6 protein-coding genes are annotated in these 4,911 nt (G+C 66.7%); all 6 read right to left on the bottom strand.

Annotated features, from left to right (window positions below; all coding sequences use genetic code 11):
- Positions 1-291 precede the first annotated feature (291 nt).
- Positions 292-897: a hypothetical protein gene (locus tag WAW17_RS29715; RefSeq protein ID WP_422336436.1), complete on the bottom strand. Its 606-nt coding sequence runs from the start codon at positions 895-897 to the stop codon at positions 292-294.
- A gap of 183 nt (positions 898-1,080) precedes the next feature.
- Entirely contained in the window at positions 1,081-2,160 is a 1,080-nt protein-coding gene (locus WAW17_RS29710; RefSeq protein WP_422336435.1) for a methyltransferase domain-containing protein, read from the bottom strand.
- Between the two features lie 68 nt (positions 2,161-2,228).
- The gene (locus WAW17_RS29705) at positions 2,229-2,996 is read right to left on the bottom strand and encodes an energy-coupling factor ABC transporter ATP-binding protein (protein ID WP_422336434.1); all 768 of its coding nucleotides are present in this window, start codon (positions 2,994-2,996) and stop codon (positions 2,229-2,231) included.
- Positions 2,981-3,745, bottom strand: coding sequence for a cobalt ECF transporter T component CbiQ (cbiQ, locus tag WAW17_RS29700; RefSeq protein ID WP_422336433.1), 765 nt, complete (start codon positions 3,743-3,745; stop codon positions 2,981-2,983). Before cbiQ ends, WAW17_RS29705 begins: the two co-directional genes overlap by 16 nt.
- Positions 3,746-3,747: 2 nt before the next feature.
- Complete coding sequence (locus tag WAW17_RS29695; RefSeq protein WP_422336432.1) at positions 3,748-4,128, bottom strand: PDGLE domain-containing protein; 381 nt, start codon at positions 4,126-4,128, stop codon at positions 3,748-3,750.
- A complete protein-coding gene (locus WAW17_RS29690) occupies positions 4,125-4,799 on the bottom strand; it encodes an energy-coupling factor ABC transporter permease (protein ID WP_422336437.1) in 675 nt (224 codons plus the stop codon). Before WAW17_RS29690 ends, WAW17_RS29695 begins: the two co-directional genes overlap by 4 nt.
- Positions 4,800-4,911 lie beyond the last annotated feature (112 nt).

Here is a 4,911-nt window from a genome sequence, read left to right as displayed (position 1 = left end):
GTCGATCCCCTGCGGCCCCGGGTCTGCGTAAGCCGTACCGGCTCCGAGGGTCATCGCGGAGACGACGAGAATGGACAACGTCAGAGTCTTGAAGAGTTTCATGGATTTCCCACCATGTCGTAGGATGAACACGGCCCGCACCCGAGCACTAGACAGCGTTGTGCGTGGACCATATTCACTTGCAGTACCTGACGGCTGGATAACAGCTGTGGGTGCGCGGTGATGCTCCCCGTGATCGAATTCGTCCATCGTCCTCCCGAATCGGGCTTGCTCGAAGGAAGTTGGCATCTGTCAGAGTGTCCCCAGGAACTCGTATACCGCCGGTGTCGCAGCGGGGTTGGCATTACTGATGCCCGTCACGGCACCGATCGCCGCGCCTACCGCCGCACCGGGGATGCAGCCGCCGATGACGAAGAAGATGCACCCGACGACGAAGCCGATTCCCGCGCCGACCGCGGTGGCCACGCCGCCACCGTTGTTCCAGCCGATTTCGATCTGCCTGATCATGTTGGCGTAGGCGGAATCCCTGTCCACCAGGTTGAGATCGAGTGCCCCCGAAACCGGTGTCGTTGTCGGTGTGAGACCGAGGAATCGGCCGTCAGCGGAGACGACGGGATCGATGGCGAACTGGACGCCGGCGATCGAGTAGCGCAAAGGGATGGAGCCCACGGTTGTTCCCGCGTCGTTGTAGACATCGACAGAGGCCGACGCCTTCGACAGCGCGAAGCGGCCTGAGTCGAGGACGGTGTCGACCGAGCGTCCGTCAGCTCCGAATGCAGTGCTGGAGAGCACGGCCTTGCCGGGAGTTGGTACGGGAGCGGAATACGCAGTGCCCGCGCCCACACACAGCGTGGCGATCAACAGCGCTGCGAGTGCTGTCACTTTATGCAGTTTCATGGCGTTTTCCCACGCGTCGTAGCCGGATAACACATGACACACTGGTTCGACCTGGCGCTCCACGCTCGCCCCGACCGGCGAAAGCGTCCGTAACCTGCCCTACTGAAGACATCTTCCCCCTCGGACCGCCCCTGTTTTCGGCCTTTCGGAAAATACGTACGTATGAAGTTGCGGGCGTGGGTGTCAGACCGTCAGGCGGTAGAACCGCCAGAACCCGAAATCGTCGATGGGAAGTACGTCCATATGGGTGAAACCGGCCGCCTCGGCGTACCCGCGCAATATGCTCGGACGCATGACCGTTCCGGTGGCGGCGCTCGGCGAGTGGTTCATTCCGTCCGGAAGACACACGGTGAGACTGAATCCGTACATCAGGCGCTCGATGTCGCTTCCGGGGGCGGAGAACTCGTCGTCCACCGCCTCGTCCATCACGATCATGAACCCGCCGGGTGCCAGTGCCTTGCTTACCGCGGTCAGGACCTCGACCGGAGCGGGCATGTCGTGAATGCACTCGAACGCGAACGCTGCCGTGAGCTTTCCCTCGGGGATTCCCGCCGCGTCGGCCTGCATGACGGTGATCCGTCCGGCGACGTCGGGTTGCGAGGCAATATTGGACTTTGCGAGTTCGACGGTGGCGGCGTCGATGTCGTAGCCATGCAACTCGGCCTCGGGGTAGGTGCGGGCAAGGGCGATGGTGGACCACGCGCCGCCGCATCCGATGTCGGCGATAGTAGCGCCGGGAGTGCGGAGATGGGCGTCCACGTCGGGGACCGAAGCCAGCGCTCCGGGTAGTACCTTCTCGTACCAGGGTCGATTCATGTCGGCCTGCGACTCCCGGGCGTCGGCGCCGTACTGCGCCCACCCCACACCTCCACCGGTGCGGTACGCGTCGAGCAGGGCGGGTATCTGGGTGGTGGCGGCGACGAAGATGCGGGCCAGCGGAGCGAGGTAGTCGAGACTCTGCTCGTCCGTGAGTACTTCGGCCACGCCTGCGGGTAGCGCGAATCGTCTGGGCTCGCTGTCGTCCACGGTGAGCAATCCGGACACGGCCTGCTGTTCGAGCCACTCCCGCGCGTACCGCGGATGGGTCGACGTGCGTCCGGCCAACTCGTCCGGCGTTGCCGGGCCGTCGGTCGTCAGGCTGCGATACCAGCCGAGACGATCGCCCAGATGGATGGCCAGGAGGTCGATCGCGCCGAGCGAGGCGTCGAAGATGCGTTGGGCCATCTCGCTGGATGTCGGGGTGTGGGATGCGGGTGTGGACATCGCTGACCTCCGGTCGGCGTGAGTGAAGAGCCTCGTCCTTCCATCGTGAGCCTCCGCGGTGCCCGCTGTCACCGGTCGGTGCGCGGAAGCAGGAATCCCCAGGGCAGTTCGAGACGGTGGGCCGCGAGGAGATCGGTGTCGCCGAGCAGTTCGCGAATCGGCCCGTCCGCCACGATGTGACCGCCATCGAGGATGACGGCCCGCGTGCACAACTGGGCGGCATAGGGAAGGTCGTGCGTGACGAGCAGGAGAGTGGTATCGATGCCTGTCAGAACCTCGGCCAGTTCGCGCCGGGCCACCGGATCGAGATTGCTCGACGGCTCGTCGAGGACGAGAACGTCCGGCGTGCAGGCGAGAACGGTTGCCAGCGCGACGCGACGGCGCTGCCCCACCGACAGGTGCGCCGGATTCCGTTCTGCGTGCGCCGCCATGTCGACGGCGCCCAGGGCCTCGCGGACCCGTTCCTCGAGGGCGGCGCCGGTGACCCCGAAGTTCGCCGGACCGAACGCCACGTCCTGCGCGACGGTGGGCATGAACAGCTGGTCGTCGGGGTCCTGGAAAACGATGCCGACGCGGCGCCGCACCTCACGCAGCGTGTCCCGGCCGGCGCCGCGCGTCAATTCCAGACCGCCGACGGTCACGCTGCCGTCGGTTGCCGCAAGAATGCCGTTGAGGTGCAACATCAGTGTGGTCTTGCCGGCGCCGTTGGGACCGAGCACCGCCACCCGTTCACCGGACTGCACGTCGAGATCGATCCGACTCAGCGCCTGCCGTCCGTCCGGGTAGGTGAACGACACGCGTTCGAGGTGTACGGCCCCGGTCACGGAAGCGCCCACGCGGTGAGGCAGATGACGACAGCACCGAAGGCGGGTGTGAGTCCCGCGGCCCAGGTGGCGGCGGTGACCGTGGGGGTGCCGACGGTGGGAACCGCACCGGTGAAACCGCGAGAGAGCATCGCGAGATGGACCCGCTCACCCCGTTCGTACGAGCGCACGAACAGCCCGCCCACACCGCGTGCGGTCGCGCCGATCTGGCGGAAGGTCCGGGGGTCGTCGCCCCTCGACAGCCGCGCGGTTCGCATCCGCCCCGCTTCGGCCGTGAGCAGATCGAGATAGCGCAGCATCAGGACGACGATGGTGGTGATCATGGGCGGCACTCGCAGGTGCGCGAGGCCGGCGGGTAGGTCCCGCGCCGGGGTGGTAGCGGCCAGAGTGAGCGAGATCAGAACACCCAGTGTGCCTTTCACCAGGATGGCCCACGCCGCATACAGGCCGTCCACCGACAGAGACACTCCGATAACGGACACCCGGTCCCCGCCCTCGGCGAACGGCAGCAGAACGGCGAGGGTCACGAACGGCACCTCGATCAGCATGCGCGGGGCGATCCACCCGAGGGTGATAACCGCCACGCGCCACACAACCATCAAGACCAGCAGGTATACCCCGAAGGCCCAGAACACTTCCCGCGGCGTGGCGACCACTGCGAACACCGCGACCACCGCACACACGATCTTCACTTCGGGAGGCAACCGGTGGACGGGCGATCGCCCTTCGAGATACAGCGGATGTGCATGACCGGCACCCACGGCTAGGCGCCCGCGTCCGGTGCGGCGGATTCGACGTCGGCGCGGGGGCGGCGGGCAAGCAATCCGAACAGTCCGCCGGCGACGACGAGGGTCGCGACGACACCGACGACACCGGCCACTCCGGTCAGCTGCGACCGGTCACCCACCGTGTAGCCGGCGAGCGGGGAGTCGGACAGGTGGTGTGCGGTCGCGTTCCGGGCGATGCAGTCACCCACCAGCGCCTCCCCGGTGTCGGTCTCCACGGTGTCGCAACCACGGGTAGTGGCGCTGTCGAGACCATCGGGACTCGAACTGGCCAGGTAGGAGACGACGCCGGCGATCAGCAGCGCCGCCAGGGCGAAACTCGCCAGAACACGGCGGACGGACGGTCGGGGGGCGGTCATGCCTGCGCCGCCACGCGGCTCGGCGCGGTCCGGAGGAGATACACGAGGTCGGGCCGTGACCTGGCGACCGCGGTCACCGTGACTGCGGTGATGACGCCCTCGCCGATCCCGATCAGAGCGTGCGCCCCGAGCATGTAGGCGGACACGGCGCCGAGGGACGTCGAACCCGTACCTGCCGACTGCCCGCCGATCGCGTACTCGAGCACGAAGCCCATCGACGCGGCGAGTGTGCCACACAGCGCGGCCGTGAACGCCAGTGCGCCGAGGCCGCGGGGCAGCAGGGGTCGCAATGCCAGCGCAACGACGTAGCCGGCCGTCACCCCGACGACGGCCATGTTGGTGATGTTGGCACCCAGGGCTGTCAGACCGCCGTCGGCGAAGAGCAGTGCCTGCACGATCAGCACGATCGACACGCAGAGGATGCCGGTGAACGGACCGACCAGGATGGCGGCCAGGGCGCCGCCGAGCAGGTGACCGCTCACGCCGGGAAGGACGGGGAAGTTGACCATTTGCACCGCGAAGATGAACGCCGCCACCAGCCCTGCCATCGGGGCGGTCCGCTCGTCGAGTTCCGCGCGTGCGCGCCATGCAGCGATCGACACGCAACCCACGGCCACGGCCACGAAGAGCAAGGAGGTCGGTGCGTCGATCAACCCGTCACTCATGTGCATGGCTTCGAATTCCACGACGATCTCCCTCTGCGCAATGCTGGAACGCACCCGGTTGCCTGGTTCGAAGTCTAGTTTCACGTATGAACACTTGAACAGGTGTTCATGGGTTTCG

Source organism: Rhodococcus sp. (in: high G+C Gram-positive bacteria), assembly GCF_049286785.1.
Classification (GTDB): domain Bacteria; phylum Actinomycetota; class Actinomycetes; order Mycobacteriales; family Mycobacteriaceae; genus Rhodococcus_F.
The sequence above is the reverse complement of the archived record's forward strand: the minus strand, read 5'-3'. Positions and strand labels throughout refer to the sequence as shown.

Excerpts from the sequence above, each read along its gene's own strand:
- WAW17_RS29690 (WP_422336437.1), bottom strand. The coding sequence starts at position 4,799 with ATGCACATGAGTGACGGGTTGATCGACGCACCGACCTCCTTGCTCTTC.
- WAW17_RS29710 (WP_422336435.1), bottom strand. The coding sequence starts at position 2,160 with ATGTCCACACCCGCATCCCACACCCCGACATCCAGCGAGATGGCCCAA.
- WAW17_RS29695 (WP_422336432.1), bottom strand. The coding sequence starts at position 4,128 with ATGACCGCCCCCCGACCGTCCGTCCGCCGTGTTCTGGCGAGTTTCGCC.
- WAW17_RS29715 (WP_422336436.1), bottom strand. The coding sequence starts at position 897 with ATGAAACTGCATAAAGTGACAGCACTCGCAGCGCTGTTGATCGCCACG.